We start from the raw sequence: 18739 nt of genomic DNA on the forward strand, positions 1-18739 counted from the left end.
ATAGATACATAGTGTAAATAATACACCAGGTTTATATACTTTTCAAATATACACTTTCAAACAAAACTCAGGGAAAATAAATAAAGATTAACGGTAAATTAATATGTCTGAACCAGGATTAAACGGATTTTTGGGATTTAGAGGATGTAAGGTCTCTCAAAGCCTTGCAGACATTAAAGATTGGCAAATGCGTTGAAATAAATCATAAACTCTTTGGTTCTCGCAGGATCTCTCGGAGAGGACCCTGCGATGGATTGTTCAATATCATTGCGAATCAACCTTGCTCAGGTTCCTCTCCGAGAGACCCTGCGGAGACTAAAATTTTTGTACCGCAGGGTCCTTTTCAAGAGACCGTGCGAAAACTTAATCTTTAGATGTCTTCTTTATTTTTTGATAAGAGTAATTTATGTAACTGAATTCTCCATCGTCAAAACTTTCTGAATAAAATTCGCCATAATAAATAGTCAAACTATTTTCTGATGTTACATCAATACATATGTATTCGTCAATATAAGTTTTAATGATTGATAATGCTCTCGTTGATTCTATATGAATTTCATAATAATAGTTTTCATCGTAGTCTTGTTGAGGGTACCCATTTAAAACATAGTATTTTTCGTTAATCTCTGTAATAGATTCTAAGTAGAATGTTTTGTAATCTGCATTTTTCATAAGCTCAGGTTTAACTAAAAATACCTTGTAGTATAAATAATATTAACATCCTGCAAATCCCGAAAATCCGTTTAATCTTAGTTCAAACCTACTCCCACTTAAACGCCTTAACCGCCACCGCGTAAATACCAATGCCCCAAAGCAGCAGGTAAAACAATTGGTGGCTAACATCCCACAGGTTGGCGCCTTCAAAGGCTACCTGGCGCATGGCGTCGTTGAGGAACGTTAGCGGTAATATCTTACAAATAGGCTGCAGCCACGTTGGGAAAACGGTAATGGAGAAAAATGTGCCCGACAATAAGAATTGCGGCAACGTAACCAAATTGGCAATTGGCGGTACGGTACTTTCGTTTTTGGCGATGCCTGATACCGTGAACCCGAAACCCATAAATACGATCACCCCGAAAAACGACAGGATCAGCATATTGATAAAGGTGACAAAGCCATGTATCAGCGTAAATCCAAAGGCGAACCGCCCGACCAATAGTATAAAGGATGCGCCAATCAGCGCGAAAGTTATGCGAGCCAAAGCTTCACCCACAACAATACTATATCGCTTAACTGGGGTAGCGAAAAAGCGTTTAATCACCAGCGTTTGGCGCAGGCTTAAAAACACGAATGCCGTACCAAATACGCCAGTACTTAACAGCGAGAAGCCTAATTGTCCCGGTAAAATAAAGTCGATGGTTTTGTATTCGCGTACGGTAACGGTGGTTTCTTTCAGTTCAGCCAATGTCGGAACCGCGTTTCCGGCCATTGCAGCATTCATCTTAAATAACATCCCACTGATGAGCGAATTCAGGATTTTTCCCTTTTCCTGCGAAGCACTGGTATATTGTACGTTGACTGTGTATGGCGGATGATCCGGTTTACCCTGTACCGGCCATGCAGCAACATTTTTAGTGATATCCAATATCGCATCCAAATGACCTTTCGCCAAATCCTTTTTCATTTGATCGGACGACTCATCAGTAACCAAATGTATCACGCTTGTGGTTTGCAGTGCTTTGTATACCGGGTTGTTTACATCGCTTCCCTTAGCCACACCCAGGTCGACAGTTATACCCCCGCCGCCAATAAAGCCGAACACCAAAATAAATATCAGCGGAAACAAAAGCGTAAATATCACCGCCGAAGGGCTGCGCAATATGGATCGGAAACTGGCTTTGGCAATAGCCAGGGTCGCGTTGAAATTACTGTATGGTTTGTTCATAAGAGCCTCATCCTAAATCCGCCTCCGGTAGAGAGGAATTTGAAAAATTAAAGTCTATAAAAAGTCTCCCCTACCGGGGGAGATTTAGAGAGGGCCGGAACCTACCCTTCTCTCCACTCCTTGCCTGTCAGATTGATAAACACATCTTCCAGGTTGGCCAGCTTTACTTCTTTCTTGCGTTCGAAGCCGGAAGCTACCAGTTTATCAATAAAATTATCAGGTGTACCAATATCTATGATGTGGCCGCCGTCTACAAAAGCCACACGGTCGCATAGTATTTCGGCTTCGTCCATGTAGTGGGTGGTGATCACCACGGTAGTCCCGCTATCGCGGATCTCCTTGATCAGGTCCCACAAGTTACGGCGCGCCTGCGGATCGAGGCCTGTTGTCGGCTCATCCAAAAATATGATGCGCGGATCATTTATTAAAGTAGTAGCGATAGAGAACCGCTGTTTTTGGCCGCCGGAAAGTTCTTTGTATTTGGCTTTGGCTTTATCTGTCAGCGCAACTTTTTCCAGCATTTCGGTAGGCGTTTTATTTACGCCATATAAGCCGGAAAACAGCTCGATCAATTCAGAAAGGTTTAAATTCGGATAATAGCCCGCTGCCTGCAATTGCACACCGATACGCTTTTTAATGCTGGCGGCATCCTTCTCAATATCAAAACCATCAACAGTAATAGTACCGGAGGTCTTATCGCGCAGGGTTTCAATAATTTCTAAAGTAGTGGTTTTACCGGCGCCATTGGGGCCAAGCAGCCCGAAGATCTCGCCCTCGTAAACCTCAAAACTAATATCCTTTACGGCATTAAAATCGCCGTAGTTTTTTACCAGGTTATTTACGGTAATAATAGGTTGTTTAGCCATGCCGCAAAAATGCGATAGATTAATGATATAACCAAACCAGCCCCCTCTAATCTCCCCTGGCAGGGGAGACTTTGACTCTAGAGTTATAAAGCCCTCCCTCCCGGGGAGGTTGAGTGGGCTATTTCTTCAACTCGCTCCCGCTCTTCAACACCTTATTGCCGTTTTCTTGTTTAATTTCGTAGGCAGGTTCGTCCTTACTGGCATTGCGTTTTACTTTGGTGCCTTTAATGGTTTTGGTAACGGGTTTATCGTATTCCTTTACAATTTCGCCTTCGGCTTTTGATTTGCCCCAGCTCCATTCAACTTTATCTCCCTTTTTCATAATGGTATGTTTAATACCAGTTAAGCAAAACTGCTGCCAATATCCTGAACAGGTTTATTTGCAGGTAATTGTAGATGGTGATAAGCCTTGCCATAAACAGCTATTTTACCAGGTGCCCCATGTTAATCAATAACGAATGCAGGTGTTCAGCAGCCTGCAAAGCGAAGTTTATTAAGTGGATGGTGAGTAACTTTTCCATAATGTGTGATTGTTTATGGCTCAAAAATGCACACATTATGCGCTCGCCGTTAGGGCTAATTGGGGAGTCTTGAAAAATCGTCGGTGAATGGGGGGATTTTGGCGATGAATTTTTTTAGTATCGGGTAGTTAGTATCCAGTAGCAAGATTTTAGTATGGTTTTTTAAGCGCCTAAAGGCCCGACGGAAAACCGGGCCGGGAGCTCGCCTTGCGGGCTGAAGGTTTTTTCCGTCTTGATATTATTCACCAATTGTATGTTTCCAAAGGTGTTCATGAGATCGCTTCGCTTAGTTTTGCTACCTTTTGGATCAGGCCAAAAGTAGTAGCCCCCGCGGCAATGAGCGGGACAGAACAACTTATTCAGATGAAAATTTTTCTTTTAAGCGATAGCGAAGAATGCCCTGCTGTTATGTAAGCCGAATGCTTTGCCTGACGTTTACCTTTTACTGGTATCGCTGCGCTAAGCGTCACTTTTCTTTTGACCGCCAAAAGAAAAGTAACCAAAAGAAAACTCCCGGCTGCGTTCTGATCCTATGAAAGGTTGTGCTTTAGCAAGGCTTGTGCTACCCGGATCAGCCCTGATGCCGATTTAAAAAAGGTTAACGAAGGGTTCGTGTTTTTAGCTCTTATCTAATCAAATAAACAAAAAACGTTCCTAAACAAAAAAGGCCAGGATTTAATTCTGACCTTTTCAATATAACGTTGAACTAATTAATCCATCAACTTAATAAAATCATCAAACAAATACCTGCTATCGTGCGGGCCGGGCGATGATTCGGGGTGGTATTGTACCGAGAATGCTTTTTTGTCTTTTACACGGATCCCTTCAATCGACTGATCGTTCAGGTTTACGTGGGTGATCTCTACTTTTTCTGATGCTCTTACAGCCTCAGGCACTACACCAAAACCGTGGTTTTGTGAGGTTACCTCGCAATGGTTGATGATGATATTTTTAACCGGGTGGTTCAATCCGCGGTGACCATTGAACATTTTTTTGGTTGGGATATCGTTAGCCAAAGCCAACAACTGGTGGCCTAAACAAATGCCGAACATCGGTTTGTCAGCAGCTAAGATCTCTTTTACGGTATCAATCGCGTAAGGCATGGCCGATGGATCGCCGGGGCCGTTGGAAATAAAATATCCTGATGGCGAAAAATCCTTTTCCATTTCTTCGAAGGATGTTTTTGCAGGGTAAACCTTGGCAAATACGTCACGGTCGTCAAAATTGCGCAGGATGTTTTTCTTCACCCCTAAATCGAGCACCGCGACACGGTATTTAGCGTTTTCATCGCCAAAAGTATAGCTTTCGGTAGTTGATACTTGAGATGATAGCTCCAAACCATCCATTGATGGTACCTGGTCTAACTTCGCTTTTAACTCCTCAATATCCGTAATTTCTGAAGAGATGATCGCGTTCATCGCACCTTTATCGCGGATGTGGCGAACCAGCTGGCGGGTATCAATATCGCTGATACCAACAATATTTTGCTGCTGGAAATAATCCTGGATGCTTTCGTTAGCCTGTTTGCGGCTGTAATTAATATTGTAGTTTTTACAAACCAAACCGGCAATCTGGATATTGCCCGATTCAACTTCCTCATCAGCAATACCATAGTTACCGATATGCGCGTTGGTAGCCACCATGATCTGCCCGAAATACGACGGGTCAGTAAAAATTTCCTGGTAGCCGGTCATGCCGGTATTAAAGCATATTTCGCCGGTAGTAGTACCAATTTTTCCGGCAGCTTTGCCATAAAACACAGTTCCGTCAGCCAGTAATAATACCGCCGGTAGTTGGGTGAAGTAAGTCATTTGTTAAAAAAATAGAATGATTAATGGGTTGGTTAGTCCTTCGACCAAGCTCAGGATGACAAGCGGCGCCCTCAAAACAGGATGCAGAAATGAAGTAAGAAACTTCTTTTTTCACGCTGCAAAAGTAGAATTTTATTTCGGATTTCGGAAGAGTGATTGTGAATTTTATTGTAATGGGAATATCAGGTTTGTGGGGATTTGGACATTCCCGTTAGCCAACGGGCCGGTCCGTTAGCCAACGGATTATACTGCACGTAGCCTTAGTCACAGGCCGGTATCCGCGTTAATCCCTAATGCAGAATTACTCACCCGACAACGCTGCGCTGGTCGACCTCTCTATTGCTGCGCAACAAAGAGGTAAGCTGGAGATAAGTATATTTAAGATTGATATCCCCTCTTTGCCGCCTGCAGTAGAGGGTGGTCAAGCAAAGCAAAGACCGGGTGAGTAGACTCTGCGAGCGGCATTAGCGCGAATGCTCGACAAAGAGTTGACTCACCCCGAATGCGCTTCGCTGTTCGGCCCTCTCTCCGGCAAGCCGGAAAGAGGGCGAAGACATTTTAATGATTATATATATTTAATGAGTATTAAGTGTTTCACGGTGAAACAAACTACGTCTATTTCTTTGTCTATATTAGTTAACTTTATGGTAAAAACCGCACAAAAACACGCGATTTCCCATCAAAAAACAATAAAAAATCATCAAAAACAAGCGTTTTTTCATCGTTTTTCGGCCTAAAACAGGTCTTTTTTTGCTCAAAACGACCAAAAAATCGATCTAATAACCGCCTTTTGCCACTATTTTGGCCGTTTTTGTGGTGTAAAAGTGTTCCAACTGTTCCAATTGTTTCACCTGTTTCATGAAACAGTTTCATGGCCCAAATCGAAATTCCGAAATCCGAAATAAATTCGAAATAATTCCCACCTTTGTTCTCCATAAAATAAACACCATGTCGGTACACAAAGAAGTAAAGCGTATTACTACCCATACTTTGCAGGAAATGAGGAACAGCGGCGAAAAAATCGCCATGCTTACCGCTTATGATTATTCGATGGCCTCCATTGTTGATGATGCAGGCATGGATATTATATTAGTTGGTGACTCCGCCTCCAACGTAATGGCCGGGCATGAAACTACGCTGCCCATCACGCTGGATCAGATGATCTATCACGCGTCATCAGTTGTACGTGCTGTAAAACGCGCTTTGGTGGTGGTTGATTTGCCATTTGGAACTTACCAGGGTAACTCAAAAGAAGCATTGAACTCGTCTATCCGCATTATGAAAGAATCCGGCGCCCACGCCGTAAAGTTAGAAGGCGGTGTGGAGATAGCGGAATCTGTAAGCCGCATACTAACTGCGGGTATCCCGGTAATGGGGCACTTAGGCTTAACACCGCAATCTATCTATAAATTTGGCACTTACACTGTACGTGCCAAGCACGAGGCGGAAGCGCAAAAGCTAAAAGAGGACTCACTTAAACTACAGGAATTAGGCTGCTTTGGTGTAGTGCTGGAAAAAATCCCCGCTAAACTCGCCGCTGAAGTTACTAATGCATTAAGCATCCCTACCATCGGCATTGGCGCAGGCCAAAGCTGTAGCGGGCAGGTACTGGTTATTCACGACATGCTGGGTATTAACAAAGGTTTCAAACCAAGATTCTTACGCCAGTATGCGGATTTATATGATGTAATGAACGGCGCCATCAAAAACTATGTAAGTGATGTGAAAGCCAAGAGCTTTCCAAACGAAAAAGAGCAGTATTAACCAATGGCGCGAACCGAATTTAAATATACCAACTACGATATAACCGACGACGATGTGTTGTATGAAGATAACCACCTCATTGCCATCAACAAGCGCGCGGGCGATATTGTACAGGTTGATGATACCGGCGATGAGTCGTTAGATGATAAGGTTAAGAAGTACATCGCCAAAAAATACAATAAACCCAATGGCGCATTTTTAGGCGTGGTACACAGGCTCGACAGGCCCGTGAGCGGCGTGATCCTCTTTGCTAAAACCAGTAAGGCCTTGGAGCGCATTAACCAGATGTTCAAAAGCCGGGAGATGCATAAAACCTATTATGCCGTGGTACGTAACCGGCCAAACCCTGTTGAAGGAAACCTGGTGCATTACCTGATCAAAAATCCGCAGAAAAACATAACCAAAGCCCACGACCGCGAAGTTACCGGCAGCCAACGCTCTGAACTGAACTACAAATTGGTTGGCGAGTTAAACGGTTACTATTTAATAGAGGTAGACCCAATTACCGGTCGTCCGCACCAGATCAGGGTGCAGCTATCCACGCTCGGTTGCCCCATAGTAGGCGATAATAAATACGGTTATCCCCGCGGCAGCCTGCGCAAAAGCATTTGCCTGCATGCGCGTCGTTTGCAATTTATCCATCCAATAAAAAAAGAGCCTATACTAATTACTGCTCCTGTACCTAAAGATGGCTTCTGGGAGAAGTTTGAAGGGATGATGGATTAATTATAAGGCTTGCACCTTTTGCCAAATCCTATCATCCACCAAAACACCTTTTGCTAAACTTTTCTCGCGTGTTTTTAAGGTATTCTCGCCGGGATAAGAAATACTGCCACCCTCATATTCAGGCCTGCTACTCTTGGTATAATTAAGTATCTCCTCTATAATATTAGCGGTATAATCATTATCCTGCGGCTTAATGCAAATGAATACCTGTGATACCCCACTCTCCTTTTCACTTTGTGTAATTTTGCCCGTAGAGTTGCCCTGACTCAAAATACTTGCCAGCAGATCAAGCATCAACGACAATCCCGAACCCTTCCAAAATCCGATTGGCAATGCCCGTTTAGCCTCTAAAACAACTGTTGGATCTGTGCTTAACTTACCATCCTTGTCATAGCCACCCGGCAAAGGCAATTGCTCATTGTTCATTTTATATTGTTGCAGTTTACCCACCGAGTATTGCGATATCGCCATATCCAATACCACATTCCCTTCAGCCCTCGGCACAGCAATAACCAAAGGGTTATTTCCCAGGCGTGGGTCTATTCCACCCCAGGGCGGTATATTGGCAATGGTATTGGTAAAACAGATACCAATCATCCCGGCATCCGCTGCCTGCCATCCATATGTCCCCGCGCGCATCCAGTGGTTGGTATTTTTTATGGCAATGCAGCCAATTCCATTTGTTTTAGCCAGTTCAATAGCACGGTTCATGCAAAAGGTGGCATTTAAAATGCCCGGGGCCAAATTGCCATCCCATTGCTCTATCGCACCAAAACCACCAACTTTTGTCGGCTCCGCATCCGGCTTAATCAAACCTTGCTTTATCATATCAATAAATACCGGGAAACGGTTTAATCCGTGGGTATAAACGCCATCCCGGCTATTCTCAGCAAATGTTGTAGCACATTTTTCAGCTTTTTCATCAGTAAAATCAAGGCTTAGTAATACTCTTTTAAATTCAGATTTTAGCTTGGCGAACGGAATACGCATATAAATAGTTTATTGATATAAACGCAAATCTATTCATCCGGTTCGTGCTTTATTCATTCATCCTGTAATATTTACACCATAAATCAGTTATAATTACCTGCATGCATTTACAATAGCCGCAAATTTTTACTTTTGCTGATATATCGGGATGAAAAACAAAAAATTAGTCTTCTTTTTATTAACGGCTTTCACAGCAACCAGCTTATTCATCAACTCTTGTAAAAAAGATAATTCGGGCGCTGTGAATGTTTTTTTAACGCATGCACCATGGCAATTAGCATCTGTGCAGGTCTTTCATTATTTGGGCAGTAGTTTGATCAGCACAGATACCTTGAACCTTAATTGTAATAATTCGCAGATCTTCACCTTTAACATTAACAACACCTGTACCTATACTAATTTTGAATGTATACCGCAGACAACTTCAGGCACATGGGCTTTAACACCGGATCAGCTTGTGTTAAATTCCACTATGCTTTGTGCTGATACACTTGTAGGCGGGGCGCCTGACCCGGACAAGGCGATGCCCTTTAAATACACTAAAATATATAATCTTGGGCAGTATTCGCTGATATTGCAAACAGGCGACGTAAACATTTTTGTTACTTCAACCACAAGATCGAGGATTATACAATACGGCTTTGTACATCCTTCCGGAAACAACCAATAGTAAAATTTAACCATTTGCTGATAATGAGTTAAAAACAAACTCACATTAACACCGTAATTTAACAGCGAAGTTTTATATTTGGATGAATATAAATACTGATCTGTAGTTTTGAAAAAAAGAATAGCCATTTTTGCTTCAGGTTCCGGATCAAATGCCCAAAAGATCATGGAACACTTTAAGCGCAGTTCCGAAGCGGAAGTTGTGCTTATCCTCACCAATAACCCGCAGGCTTACGTTTTGCAGCGTGCCGATAATTTCGAGGTACCATCGCATATCTTTACCCGCGATGAGTTTTACAAATCCGACGATGTGATCAAATTGCTTAAAAACTTACAGGTCGATCTAATTGTATTGGCCGGTTTCTTATGGCTGGTTCCGGTATCTTTATTAAAAGCATTCCCAAATAAAATAATTAATCTTCACCCCGCCCTGTTACCCAAATACGGCGGTGCCGGCATGTACGGCGATCATGTGCATAAAGCCGTTTTAGCCAACAACGAAGAAGAATCCGGCATTACTATCCATTTTGTTGATGAGAATTTTGATGAAGGCGAGATCATTCACCAATCCCGTTTCCGGATTGAACCCGGTGATAATTTGGAAATGATAAAATTCAAAGGCCAGCAATTAGAGCACCAGCATTTCCCGAGAGTGGTGGAGAATTTATTGAAGAAGATGAAGAGTTAATTTGCGTTAAACATTAATTAGCTATCGTTTGCTATTATATCGTAGGGGTCAAATTGTTTAAAAATCAGGCCTCCATATTATTGTCAGCTAAAATTACAATAGATATTCAAATATAACATACACATCTTTTTAGTTATTTTCAATCTAAATATTTAGCAAATGCACTTTTAAGGCTTATTGAGGAAATATCATTATTCTTAAATAAATAATTCAAGCAATTCCTCATCGGTAACTTTTCTACCAATTACTTTAATCATGTCTGCTAAACATAATTCTCTTTTTTCAGGATCTTTGGTACGATTTATATCTGTCATAAACCCAAGTTAACTATAATTCTCAGTATCATTATAATTAATGAAAAAAACTACACACTAATCTCTAATCTCTAATCACAAATCCCTACCTTTGCGGCTCAAAAATTTATTGCAAATGAGCCAATCCGTTCAAATAAAAAACGCCTTAATTTCCGTTTATTACAAAGACAATCTTGAGCCGCTTATTTATGAGTTAAACCGCCTGGGGGTAAAGATCTATTCTACCGGCGGAACTGAGACTTTTATCCGTAGCCTGGGTGTTGATGTAATTGCGGTTGAGGACCTTACCTCATACCCATCTATATTGGGTGGGCGTGTAAAAACGCTGCATCCAAAGGTGTTTGGTGGTATTTTGGCCCGCAGAAATTTTGAAAGCGACGAACAGCAAATAGCACAATACGAAATCCCGGAAATTGATTTGGTTATTGTTGACCTTTATCCCTTTGAAGAAACTCTAAAATCAGGCGCAAGTGCAGAAGACATTATCGAAAAGATAGACATTGGTGGTATCTCGCTTATCCGCGCAGCGGCAAAGAATTTTAAAGATGTGGTGATTCTGGCTTCTAAAAACGATTACACCGAGTTAGAAGGCATGTTAAAAACCCAGGAAGGCACTACCACTTTTGATCAGCGTCGTACATTTGCTCAAAAGGCATTTAACATATCATCAAACTATGATACCGCCATCTTCCAGTACTTTAACCAGGAAGAACCAATGCCGGTGTTTAAACAAAGTATACAAATCAGCCAAACTTTACGCTATGGAGAAAACCCGCATCAAAAAGGCACTTTTTATGGCGACCTGGATGCGATGTTCACCAAATTGCATGGCAAGGAATTATCATACAACAATTTAGTTGATGTTGATGCTGCTGTTGCCTTAATTGATGAGTTTACCGAGCCCACCATCGCGATATTAAAACATACCAATGCTTGCGGCATAGCTTCGCGCCATTCGATTAAACAAGCCTGGTTAGATGCTTTGGCTTGTGACCCGGTGTCAGCTTTCGGCGGGGTGATCATCGCTAATGATGAGATCGATGCGGATACCGCTACCGAGATCAGCAAATTATTTTACGAAGTTTTAATAGCGCCTGCATACACAGACGAGGCGGTGCAAATTCTTCAATCAAAAAAGAACCGCATTATATTAGTTCGCCAACCGGTTGAACTACCAACCAAGCAATTTAAAACTCTGTTGAACGGTGTTATTGAGCAGGACAAGGATTCAACTGTTGAAGGACCGGCAGAAATGAAAACTGTTACCACCAAACAGGTAACGGAGCATGAATTGCATGATTTGTACTTTGCTAATAAAGTGGTTAAACATACCAAATCAAATACCATCGTTTTCGCTAAAAACAACCAGTTAATGGCAAGCGGCGTGGGTCAAACTTCAAGGGTTGATTCATTAAGGCAGGCGGTTATTAAGGCTGAAAGTTTTGGGTTTGACCTTAAAGGCGCTGTAATGGCATCTGACGCATTTTTCCCATTCCCTGATTGTGTTGAATTAGCTGCAGAAGCAGGAATTACAGCGGTTTTACAGCCGGGAGGATCAATAAAAGACCAGGATTCTATCGACATGTGCAACCAAAAAGGCATCGCTATGGTAACTACCGGCGTACGCCATTTTAAACATTAATAAAACATTACTTAATTGCATGATTTAATACGAATTATTAAAAATCAGAGTTATATTTAACAATTCGCTTTTAACCGGATCGTGCTTTAATTCAAAAAATACAAATGGGTTTATTTAATTTTTTTACGCAAGAAATTGCCATTGACTTAGGTACCGCAAATACCCTCATCATACATAATGATAAAGTTGTTGTTGACGAACCGTCAATAGTAGCTTTTGACCGTACAACCAATAAAGTGATCGCTATCGGCAGGCAGGCCATGCAAATGGAAGGCAAGACCCACGATAATATCCGCACCGTACGCCCGCTTAAAGACGGTGTAATTGCCGACTTTAACGCTGCTGAGCACATGATCCGCGGGATGATCAAAATGATCAACCCGGGCAAGGGATGGTTTTTTCCATCATTGCGTATGGTGATCTGTATCCCTTCAGGTATTACCGAGGTTGAGAAACGTGCCGTACGTGACAGCGCCGAAATTGCAGGTGCCAAAGAAGTTTACCTGATACATGAGCCAATGGCCGCTGCCGTAGGTATTGGTATCGACGTGGAAGAGCCTATGGGTAACATGATCATAGATATTGGTGGTGGTACTACCGAGATCGCGGTTATCGCGTTATCAGGTATTGTTTGCGATCAGTCTATCCGTGTTGCGGGTGATAACTTTGATTCAGATATCGTTCAGTACATCCGTCGCCAGCATAACATCATGATTGGTGACCGTACTGCGGAAAAGATCAAAATTGAGGTTGGTGCAGCTTTGCCAGAACTGGCAGATCCACCGGCTGATTTTGCCGTACAAGGCCGCGACTTAATGACCGGCGTACCAAAACAGATCATGGTATCTTATACCGAGATAGCGCATTGTTTAGATAAATCTATCTCTAAAATAGAGGAAGCGATATTGAAAGCGTTAGAGATCACTCCACCTGAATTATCAGCAGATATTTACCAGACAGGTATTTACCTTACAGGTGGTGGCGCGTTATTGCGCGGTTTAGATAAACGTGTGGCATCAAAAACCAAACTACCTGTACACGTTGCCGAAGACCCGCTTCGCGCCGTAGTACGTGGTACAGGTACAGCGTTAAAAAATATTGGTAATTTTAAATTCTTAATGCAATAATTTAGAAGTGAGATGTGAGATATGGGATTTGAGATAAACTAATTTTTCAAGTCTCATATCTTATATCTCACATCTCATATCTATCCAGGAACGATGCGTAATTTGTTGATTTTCATTACTAAGTACAACGCATTCTTTTTGTTTCTTATATTCGAGGTCAGCTCGATCATCATCTACGTTAAATACAATGCTTTTCAAAAAGCATCGGTCATCAATAGCTCCAACGAGGTTACCGGAAGGATGTACAGCCAAATAAATGGCTTGTACGATTACCTATCGCTTAAAGAAGTTAATGACAGCCTGGCCCGTGAAAACGCTCGTTTACGCAATCAGCAGAAGTCGTCTTTTTATATCGATACTATTGCCAAACATAAAATAACCGACACTATTTACAAAACTCAATACGAGTACATAGATGCCAAGGTGATCAACAACTCAACTAACCACAGTTATAACTACATCACTATAAATCGCGGCCGTAAAGACGGCATTGCGGTAGGAATGGGCGTTATTTGCAGTTCGGGCATTGTGGGTAAGGTAGTCAATGTAACCGATCATTTGGCAAATGTGCAATCCCTGTTGAATAAAGATACCCGCTTCAGCGTGATGCTGTCAAAGAACCGGGAAATCGGCTATATTCGCTGGGGCGATGACCTCGACCCTACCAAAGGATTGCTAATGGATGTGCCTAATAGTGCCCAACCTAAATTGGGCGAATTGGTAGTAACATCCGGGTATTCATTATTCCCGGTGGGGATACCTGTTGGTAAGGTATCAAACCTGCACCCAAAAGGAGGTGGCATATCATTAAATATGGAAGTAACTTTTTCTGTTGATTTTAGTAAGCTGCAATATGTTGATGTTGTAGACTATAAATTCGCTCAGGAACAAGCGGGTCTGGAGGCGCTACAGAAAAAGGATGATTAGGACAATTATAGTTAACGTGTTACGATTTATTGTACTGGTATTTATACAGGTTTTTTTGTTGAAAAACATTGCCCTTTACAATCTGTCAACACCATACCTGTATATTTTATTTATTCTGCTGCTTCCATTCGAAACGCCAAATTTATTGCTGTTTCCGCTGGCATTTTTATTAGGGTTAACCATAGACGCATTTTATGATACGCCTGGGCTGCATGCAGCCGCCTGTGTGTTGCTCGCATTGGTTCGAGTGTTCTTCATTAATATAACCGTGCAAAAAGAAGGCTTTGATAACGAGCCCGAACCCACGTTAAGCATTATGGGCTTTCGCTGGTTTATAGCTTATGTTTTGATATTGACTTTATTTCATCATTTCTTCCTTTTCAACCTTGAAGTATTTAATTTATCTGATATTCAGTTTACCTTAACCAGGGTAGTATTGAGTACGTTATTTACTGTATTTTTGATATTGATTTCGGGGTTGTTATTTTACAGGAGAAAAGAACGTAAATGAATAGTTTCTTTGTACGGCGGTACGTCATCGCGGGAATTTTTATCACCATTATTTTATTGCTTGTCGCCAAATTATTCTACATCCAGATAATTGACGATCACTATCGATTATACGCCACCAAAAACGTACTTCGCCCGATAAAACAATATCCGGCGCGCGGGCCTATCCTGGATCGCAACGGGAAAATATTAGTTCAAAACGAAGCATTTTATGACATTATGGTTACCCCCAAAGAGGTTAAGCCATTTGATACCCTTGAGTTTTGCAAGTTATTAGGAATAACCAAAGACGAATTTGATGACCGCTTAAAAAAAGCGATCAAATATTCACCAAGCCTGCCTTCTATATTTGAGAAGCAGTTGTCTGCCGAAACCTTTGCTTCCCTGCAGGAACGTTTATCCGAGTTCCAGGGATTTTTCCCAACTACACGTTATTTGCGTACCTACCCTGATTCCACTGCAGCCCAATTTTTAGGTTATATCGGCGAGGTTACCGATAGGGACATCAAACGTTCAGGCGGCCGTTATCAACCGGGAGACTACATTGGTGTAAGTGGTGTTGAAAAAGCTTATGAAGATGTTTTACGCGGGCAGGTAGGTGTAAAATATACGGTAGTAAACTCTCATGGTAAAATGATGGGCAGCTATGAAAATGGTATGTATGATACCGTTGCCCGTCCGGGTGCACGTTTAAAATCATCTTTAGATCTTCGTATCCAGAAGCTTGGCGAAGAATTGATGAACGGCAAAGTAGGTAGTATTGTGGCTATTGAACCATCGACCGGCGAAATATTGGCTTTCGTGAGCAGCCCTACTTATGATCCTAACTTACTAGTAGGCCGTGAGCGTGGTAACAACGCGGCCAAAATGTATAAAGACCCATACGACCCTTTGTTGATACGGCCGATACAGGCATATTATCCGCCGGGATCATCCTTTAAACCATTAAGTGCTTTAATAGCTTTGCAACAGGGTATCATCACCCCGCAATGGACCTATGACTGTCCAGGTGTTTATTGGGCAGGTAACCACCCGGTAAAATGCCTGGAAGTTCACGGAATTGTAAACCTGAGCGGCGCGGTTGCAGGATCATGCAATGGTTACTTTACTTTAGTATTTCAAAAGATTATTGATCTGAACGGATCCAAAAAGGTAGATACGACATTTTCTACATGGCGAAATAACGTTGCCCGATTTGGCTTAGGGTCTCGCTTAGGGATTGATATGCCAAATGAAGGCAAAGGTTTTTTGCCTACTGCCAAAACTTACGATAAAATTTACCATTATGGTACATGGCGGTCAAGCACTGTAGCTTCATTGGCAATTGGTCAGGGCGAATTATCGGCTACTCCACTGCAACTGGCCAATATTGAGTGTACTATCGCAAATCATGGTTACTATTTTACGCCACATTTAATAAAAGCAATTGGCGACAAGGAAGTAACCACACCGGAATTTAAGGCAAAACATTACGTAGGTATAGATTCTAACTATTTTGAACCTTTGATTGATGGGATGCAAGCCGTGGTTGATCATGGTACCGCTGCCGCCTCAAAAATACCCGGTATTGTAATGTGCGGTAAAACCGGAACAGCACAAGTGCACGGCGAAGATAACTCAGTATTCGTTGCCTTCGCCCCGCGTGATCATCCAAGAATTGCCATTGCCGTTGTAGTTGAAAATGCAGGTCAGGGTGCGCACTGGGCCGCTCCTATCGCAAGCTATATGGTTGAGAAATATTTGACAGATACCATTCGCAGGCCAATAGACGAGTTTAACCGCGTTAAAAACGCCAACCTGATGCCTGACCTGGCTACCTATTATTCTGCAAGCAGACGAGCTATGATGCGCGACAGCATCCGGAAAGCCAAAGCAGATAGCCTGCGCAAAAAACCGGCTATGAAAAGCGTATCAACCAAAAAAGCAAAAAATAATAATATAGCTTATGTAATGCCACAAAACAGCAGGAGGAAATATGCCGAATAATCCGCAGCGCAGTTTCTTTTTTAATGTTGACTGGATAACCGTATTTATTTATTTATGCCTGTGCACCATTGGGTGGTTTAATATACATTCGGCTGCTTTTGATGCTAAATATCCAAGCGCCTTCGATATGCATACTGATTATGGTAAGCAATTGGTGTTTATAATAGTAGCGATATTATTAGGCATTGTAATATTACTGCTGGAAAGTCGTTTTTTGGTGGCGCTCGCCCCTGCTATTTATGTTATAACAACATTATTGCTCATGGCGGTATTGGTTGTTGGGCGAAATGTTGGCGGTAACCAGGCCTGGATCTCGCTCGGCGGCGGTTTTAGGCTGCAGCCATCAGAACTGGCCAAGTTTAGTACCTGTTTGTTGCTTGCTCGATATTTAAACGGCACCAACGTTAAAATAACGGAACTTAAATCATTTTTAATATCTGCAGGAATTATATTATTCCCGATGGCGTTAATTATGCTTCAACCGGATGCGGGTTCAACACTGGTATTTAGCGCATTAATACTGGTACTGTATCGCGAGGGGCTTTCACCGTATTTTTTGATCTTGGAGGGCCTGTTTATCGCCTTGTTTGTACTGACCTTAAAGGTTGAGAATCATTTATATGTTGTAGGCGCACTTGTGGTACTGGGCGGAATTATAATGTTTTTGATCAAACGTAATAAAAAGGCCTTATCGGCTGTATTTTTAAGTATGTGCCTTTGCATAGCTTTTGTATTCAGTGTAAACTTTTTGTATAACCATGTTTTAAAGCCGCACCAAAAAGTACGTATTGATATTGTATTAGGCCTCACAACCGATTTAAAAGGCAAGGGATACAACGTAAATCAATCAAAAATCGCTATAGGCTCGGGTAAATTGTGGGGCCAGGGCTATATGCATGGTACGCAAACCAAATACTCCTTTGTGCCTGAACAAAGTACCGACTTTATTTTTTGTACCGTTGGCGAGGAATGGGGATTTGCAGGTGCTGTTACGGTGCTTGGTTTGTACCTGTTTCTAGTACTGCGTATTATTCGGATTGCGGAACGGCAGCGCGCTACCTTTACGCGCGTTTATGCCTATGGTGTAGCGGCCGTAATCTTCTTCCATGTGGTAATTAATGTGGGGATGACGATTGGTATTGTACCATCAATTGGGATACCCCTGCCATTTATTAGTTATGGAGGTTCGTCACTGGTAAGTTTTACCTTGCTATTATTCGTGTTGATAAAACTCGACTCGAACCGGATGGGTATTATTTATGCGTAACGGCGTTTTAATAATGCATAAAATTTAGCGGTAGTTTCAGGTTTGGCTTCCCATTGATTTTTTACCACGTAATTCTTTTTCAAAAATTGGTCTGCTTCTTCCAATCCGGCAAAGCGGTTTAGTATTTCAATAGCTTCGCTATATGCCAGGCTATAGCCATTAAACAGGTCTTTTATAAAAAGCAGTTTATCATTTAAATTAATGGCTTGTTTCAGGTCACTTATAGCCTGCGGCTGCAATTGCTCAGTTATCCCTTGCTTAGCCGCCATTTGTGCTGATATACGCTCATTAATGGTTAGCACCTCAGGTTTCTCAGGTTCTTTTTCAGTTGTCAGTTCACTTTTAACCGCGTATTGTGGCTCAGCTATGTAAACTTCGGTTGGTTCTTTGTACTCAGTCTCAAAAACCGGTTCACTTTCTGCTAACGCTTCAGTGTCTCTTAAGGGTTCTTGTTCAGGAAAAAACACATGCCTTGCCGGTTCGGGCGGCATATCTATTTTATCTTCTTCAAGGTCTGTCTCCTGTTGTACAATAGCCGGCGAATCCTGCTCTTCTTCCCAGTCCGCTTCGTCCAAAATTAACTCATGCCTTATAGTTTCAGTTTCATCTTCATGCGTTAAAGCGTAAGTGTCTTCTATGCTACCTGCTTCAAGGTCAATAGTTGGTACAGGTGTATCATTTATTGGTTGTTTAGGAGCTTCAATAATATTTTTTTCTTTTATCGAATGCGGCTCCGGCGTTGAAATTCGCACCAAAGGTTCAAAATAAGTTTGCTCATAAGGTGCTTCAACTTTTTGGGAAGGATCAATTTTTAAAGTTGAAGTATTTTGCGCATTTAACTTGGTCAATATTAGTAAGTGATCTGTCAGAAAGTTAGAGTTTGCCAAAAAAAGTTCTAACTCCAGTTCATTTAATGGCTCATCCGTTGTTTTCAGGTATTCATACTGATCGCTAAGCTCTTTAATAATACCGCCTATCTTTTTAAAAACTTCCTGTTGCTTCATGGCCTTTTATATTGAAAATGCTACCCAAAAATAAGATTAAAT

At 41.9% G+C, this 18739-nt stretch carries 19 protein-coding genes; 11 read left to right on the top strand and 8 right to left on the bottom strand.

Annotated elements, in window-relative coordinates; genetic code table 11:
• Nucleotides 1-363: 363 nt before the first annotated feature.
• The 4 genes from ACYZ0U_RS15165 to ACYZ0U_RS15180 all read right to left on the bottom strand — a co-directional run bounded on the left by ACYZ0U_RS15165 (nt 364) and on the right by ACYZ0U_RS15180 (nt 3073).
• A complete protein-coding gene (locus ACYZ0U_RS15165) occupies nt 364-672 on the bottom strand; it encodes a hypothetical protein (protein ID WP_461453383.1) in 309 nt (102 codons plus the stop codon).
• Nucleotides 673-760: 88 nt separating this feature from the next.
• The gene (locus ACYZ0U_RS15170) at nt 761-1885 is read right to left on the bottom strand and encodes an ABC transporter permease (RefSeq protein ID WP_461453384.1); all 1125 of its coding nucleotides are present in this window, start codon (nt 1883-1885) and stop codon (nt 761-763) included.
• A gap of 101 nt (nt 1886-1986) precedes the next feature.
• Nucleotides 1987-2751: an ABC transporter ATP-binding protein gene (locus ACYZ0U_RS15175; RefSeq protein WP_461453385.1), complete on the bottom strand. Its 765-nt coding sequence runs from the start codon at nt 2749-2751 to the stop codon at nt 1987-1989.
• A gap of 118 nt (nt 2752-2869) precedes the next feature.
• Nucleotides 2870-3073: a hypervirulence associated TUDOR domain-containing protein gene (locus ACYZ0U_RS15180; RefSeq protein ID WP_461453386.1), complete on the bottom strand. Its 204-nt coding sequence runs from the start codon at nt 3071-3073 to the stop codon at nt 2870-2872.
• A 406-nt stretch (nt 3074-3479) separates the two neighbouring features.
• Between ACYZ0U_RS15180 and ACYZ0U_RS15185 the strand changes: the two genes are divergently transcribed.
• Nucleotides 3480-3686: a hypothetical protein gene (locus ACYZ0U_RS15185; protein WP_461453387.1), complete on the top strand. Its 207-nt coding sequence runs from the start codon at nt 3480-3482 to the stop codon at nt 3684-3686.
• 296 nt (nt 3687-3982) lie between these two features.
• On the opposite strand, the gene carA is transcribed toward ACYZ0U_RS15185, so the two are convergent.
• Entirely contained in the window at nt 3983-5083 is a 1101-nt protein-coding gene (gene carA / locus ACYZ0U_RS15190) for a glutamine-hydrolyzing carbamoyl-phosphate synthase small subunit (protein ID WP_461453388.1), read from the bottom strand.
• 642 nt (nt 5084-5725) lie between these two features.
• A complete protein-coding gene (locus ACYZ0U_RS15195) occupies nt 5726-6019 on the bottom strand; it encodes a hypothetical protein (RefSeq protein ID WP_461453389.1) in 294 nt (97 codons plus the stop codon).
• Between the two features lie 12 nt (nt 6020-6031).
• Here ACYZ0U_RS15195 and panB point away from each other — a divergent pair, with 12 nt between their 5' ends.
• Nucleotides 6032-6847, top strand: coding sequence for a 3-methyl-2-oxobutanoate hydroxymethyltransferase (gene panB / locus ACYZ0U_RS15200; protein ID WP_461453390.1), 816 nt, complete (start codon nt 6032-6034; stop codon nt 6845-6847).
• Nucleotides 6848-6850: 3 nt separating this feature from the next.
• Nucleotides 6851-7573, top strand: coding sequence for an RluA family pseudouridine synthase (locus ACYZ0U_RS15205; RefSeq protein WP_461453391.1), 723 nt, complete (start codon nt 6851-6853; stop codon nt 7571-7573).
• Here ACYZ0U_RS15205 and yiaK read toward each other — a convergent pair whose 3' ends face one another.
• The gene (gene yiaK / locus ACYZ0U_RS15210; RefSeq protein ID WP_461453392.1) at nt 7574-8563 is read right to left on the bottom strand and encodes a 3-dehydro-L-gulonate 2-dehydrogenase; all 990 of its coding nucleotides are present in this window, start codon (nt 8561-8563) and stop codon (nt 7574-7576) included.
• Nucleotides 8564-8711: 148 nt separating this feature from the next.
• Between yiaK and ACYZ0U_RS15215 the strand changes: the two genes are divergently transcribed.
• The 8 genes from ACYZ0U_RS15215 (at nt 8712) to rodA (ending at nt 17693) form a co-directional block, all read left to right on the top strand.
• Nucleotides 8712-9233, top strand: coding sequence for a hypothetical protein (locus ACYZ0U_RS15215; protein WP_461453393.1), 522 nt, complete (start codon nt 8712-8714; stop codon nt 9231-9233).
• A gap of 108 nt (nt 9234-9341) precedes the next feature.
• The gene (gene purN / locus ACYZ0U_RS15220; RefSeq protein ID WP_461453394.1) at nt 9342-9920 is read left to right on the top strand and encodes a phosphoribosylglycinamide formyltransferase; all 579 of its coding nucleotides are present in this window, start codon (nt 9342-9344) and stop codon (nt 9918-9920) included.
• 429 nt (nt 9921-10349) lie between these two features.
• Entirely contained in the window at nt 10350-11876 is a 1527-nt protein-coding gene (gene purH / locus ACYZ0U_RS15225) for a bifunctional phosphoribosylaminoimidazolecarboxamide formyltransferase/IMP cyclohydrolase (protein WP_461453395.1), read from the top strand.
• A gap of 104 nt (nt 11877-11980) precedes the next feature.
• Nucleotides 11981-13003 carry a rod shape-determining protein gene (locus ACYZ0U_RS15230; RefSeq protein WP_091369587.1) on the top strand — a complete coding sequence of 341 codons (1023 nt, stop codon included), beginning with the start codon at nt 11981-11983 and terminating at the stop codon, nt 13001-13003.
• 93 nt (nt 13004-13096) lie between these two features.
• Complete coding sequence (gene mreC / locus ACYZ0U_RS15235) at nt 13097-13930, top strand: rod shape-determining protein MreC (protein WP_461453396.1); 834 nt, start codon at nt 13097-13099, stop codon at nt 13928-13930.
• Complete coding sequence (locus ACYZ0U_RS15240; protein ID WP_461453397.1) at nt 13923-14441, top strand: rod shape-determining protein MreD; 519 nt, start codon at nt 13923-13925, stop codon at nt 14439-14441. The genes mreC and ACYZ0U_RS15240 overlap by 8 nt, the downstream gene beginning before the upstream one ends.
• Complete coding sequence (gene mrdA / locus ACYZ0U_RS15245; RefSeq protein WP_461453398.1) at nt 14438-16426, top strand: penicillin-binding protein 2; 1989 nt, start codon at nt 14438-14440, stop codon at nt 16424-16426. The genes ACYZ0U_RS15240 and mrdA overlap by 4 nt, the downstream gene beginning before the upstream one ends.
• Nucleotides 16416-17693: a rod shape-determining protein RodA gene (gene rodA / locus ACYZ0U_RS15250; protein WP_461453399.1), complete on the top strand. Its 1278-nt coding sequence runs from the start codon at nt 16416-16418 to the stop codon at nt 17691-17693. The genes mrdA and rodA overlap by 11 nt, the downstream gene beginning before the upstream one ends.
• Here rodA and ACYZ0U_RS15255 read toward each other — a convergent pair.
• Nucleotides 17684-18697, bottom strand: a complete 1014-nt coding sequence (locus ACYZ0U_RS15255) for a hypothetical protein (RefSeq protein ID WP_461453400.1) — start codon at nt 18695-18697, stop codon at nt 17684-17686. The genes rodA and ACYZ0U_RS15255 overlap by 10 nt on opposite strands.
• Between the last annotated feature and the right edge of the window lie 42 nt (nt 18698-18739).

The organism is Mucilaginibacter sp., assembly GCF_965225845.1.
Classification (GTDB): Bacteria; Bacteroidota; Bacteroidia; order Sphingobacteriales; family Sphingobacteriaceae; genus Mucilaginibacter.

What these genes read in the sequence shown, in the direction of transcription:
- carA (WP_461453388.1), bottom strand. Translation starts at nt 5,083, where the DNA reads ATGACTTACTTCACCCAACTACCGGCGGTATTATTACTGGCTGACGGA.
- panB (WP_461453390.1), top strand. Translation starts at nt 6,032, where the DNA reads ATGTCGGTACACAAAGAAGTAAAGCGTATTACTACCCATACTTTGCAG.
- ACYZ0U_RS15215 (WP_461453393.1), top strand. Translation starts at nt 8,712, where the DNA reads ATGAAAAACAAAAAATTAGTCTTCTTTTTATTAACGGCTTTCACAGCA.
- purH (WP_461453395.1), top strand. Translation starts at nt 10,350, where the DNA reads ATGAGCCAATCCGTTCAAATAAAAAACGCCTTAATTTCCGTTTATTAC.
- ACYZ0U_RS15180 (WP_461453386.1), bottom strand. Translation starts at nt 3,073, where the DNA reads ATGAAAAAGGGAGATAAAGTTGAATGGAGCTGGGGCAAATCAAAAGCC.
- ACYZ0U_RS15255 (WP_461453400.1), bottom strand. Translation starts at nt 18,697, where the DNA reads ATGAAGCAACAGGAAGTTTTTAAAAAGATAGGCGGTATTATTAAAGAG.
- ACYZ0U_RS15230 (WP_091369587.1), top strand. Translation starts at nt 11,981, where the DNA reads ATGGGTTTATTTAATTTTTTTACGCAAGAAATTGCCATTGACTTAGGT.
- ACYZ0U_RS15175 (WP_461453385.1), bottom strand. Translation starts at nt 2,751, where the DNA reads ATGGCTAAACAACCTATTATTACCGTAAATAACCTGGTAAAAAACTAC.
- rodA (WP_461453399.1), top strand. Translation starts at nt 16,416, where the DNA reads ATGCCGAATAATCCGCAGCGCAGTTTCTTTTTTAATGTTGACTGGATA.
- ACYZ0U_RS15240 (WP_461453397.1), top strand. Translation starts at nt 13,923, where the DNA reads ATGATTAGGACAATTATAGTTAACGTGTTACGATTTATTGTACTGGTA.
- mreC (WP_461453396.1), top strand. Translation starts at nt 13,097, where the DNA reads ATGCGTAATTTGTTGATTTTCATTACTAAGTACAACGCATTCTTTTTG.
- ACYZ0U_RS15170 (WP_461453384.1), bottom strand. Translation starts at nt 1,885, where the DNA reads ATGAACAAACCATACAGTAATTTCAACGCGACCCTGGCTATTGCCAAA.
- mrdA (WP_461453398.1), top strand. Translation starts at nt 14,438, where the DNA reads ATGAATAGTTTCTTTGTACGGCGGTACGTCATCGCGGGAATTTTTATC.
- ACYZ0U_RS15165 (WP_461453383.1), bottom strand. Translation starts at nt 672, where the DNA reads ATGAAAAATGCAGATTACAAAACATTCTACTTAGAATCTATTACAGAG.
- yiaK (WP_461453392.1), bottom strand. Translation starts at nt 8,563, where the DNA reads ATGCGTATTCCGTTCGCCAAGCTAAAATCTGAATTTAAAAGAGTATTA.
- ACYZ0U_RS15195 (WP_461453389.1), bottom strand. Translation starts at nt 6,019, where the DNA reads ATGGAGAACAAAGGTGGGAATTATTTCGAATTTATTTCGGATTTCGGA.
- ACYZ0U_RS15205 (WP_461453391.1), top strand. Translation starts at nt 6,851, where the DNA reads ATGGCGCGAACCGAATTTAAATATACCAACTACGATATAACCGACGAC.